Annotated in this window: 1 protein-coding gene; it reads left to right on the top strand. The window is 50.0% G+C overall.

What is annotated here, in order from left to right:
• Positions 1-148 precede the first annotated feature (148 nt).
• The gene (locus PG899_RS24050) at positions 149-1,099 is read left to right on the top strand and encodes an IS1595-like element ISAeca5 family transposase (protein ID WP_270697815.1); all 951 of its coding nucleotides are present in this window, start codon (positions 149-151) and stop codon (positions 1,097-1,099) included.
• The last annotated feature ends 82 nt before the right edge of the window (positions 1,100-1,181 follow it).

Genomic DNA, 1,181 nt, shown 5'->3' with positions numbered 1-1,181 from the left:
TTCTCTATTGGACTAAACTCTGGCCGGACGTTGTTAGGATTGGTTATTGGGGTCTCAATTAAAAACTCATCAAACATCCTGATTACCCATGATTAGCAGTCACCACGAGCTATACTGATCTTACGTACAGTTACTGAGGTGCGAGATCATGGCCAAAAGCAAAGTCCAATTCCAGAAAGGCTACAGCCTGTTTGATTTTTTCAAGGACTATGGCACTGAAGCGCAGTGCGAAAACGCGCTGCTCGCTTGGCGTTTTCCGAACGGTTTCATCTGTCCTGAGTGCGCCAACAAGACCTGCTGTCGCCTGAAAAGTCGGCCACGCGTGCTGCAATGCAATAACTGCCGTCACCAGATGTCATTGACTGGAAACACGATTTTTGCAAACACCAAACTCCCACTGACCAAGTGGTTTCTGGCGATACACCTGCTGTCACAGACCAAAACTGGCTTGTCAGCGATGGAGCTAAAGCGCCAGTTGGACGTCAAATATGACACCGCCTGGATGCTCAAGCACAAGCTGCTGCAAGCCATGAAAGAGTCCGATGACAAGCAGCCCATCAGCGGCATCATTCAGCTCGATGATGTCTACTGGGGTGGAGAGCGCCGTGGTGGCAAACGAGGTCGCGGCGCGGCAGGCAAGACGCCGTTTGTGGCAGCAGTAGCCCTGAACAAGGAAGGGCATCCAATCAAGATGCGGATGACGGTGGTCGATGGTTTCAAAACCAACGTCATTGCTGATTGGGCAAAACGGCATATTGCCAGTGGTAGCGCGGTGATATCCGATGGATTGGCCTGTTTCAAAGCGGTCAAGGAGGCCAATTGTGAGCACCTGGGAGTTGTCACCGGGGGCAACCTTGATTTGCTGGATCATCCGGCATTCAACTGGGTAAACACGATGATAGGGAATGTGAAGAACTCGCTGCGGGGCAGTTGTCATAAGCTCGGAGCGAAGCATTTACCAAGGCATCTTGCTGAATACTGCTTCCGGTTTAATCATCGTTTTGACCTCAAGAGTATGTTTGTTGAATTGGGGCATGCAGTCGTGGCAAGCCCGCCGATGCCATATCGGCTCTTGAAGCTGGCTGAGGGTCATGGGTAATCAGGTCAAACATTGATGTCATTGGCAATGCATTAACACTAATAGTTCGAATGTCCAATATGCCACTATATAAACCTCTAAA

The organism is Aeromonas sp. QDB39 (genome assembly GCF_027707585.1).
GTDB classification, from domain to species: Bacteria; Pseudomonadota; Gammaproteobacteria; order Enterobacterales; family Aeromonadaceae; genus Aeromonas; species Aeromonas hydrophila.
The sequence above is the reverse complement of the archived record's forward strand: the minus strand, read 5'-3'. Positions and strand labels throughout refer to the sequence as shown.

Coding starts and splice junctions, on each gene's coding strand:
- PG899_RS24050 (WP_270697815.1), top strand. CDS start 149: ATGGCCAAAAGCAAAGTCCAATTCCAGAAAGGCTACAGCCTGTTTGAT.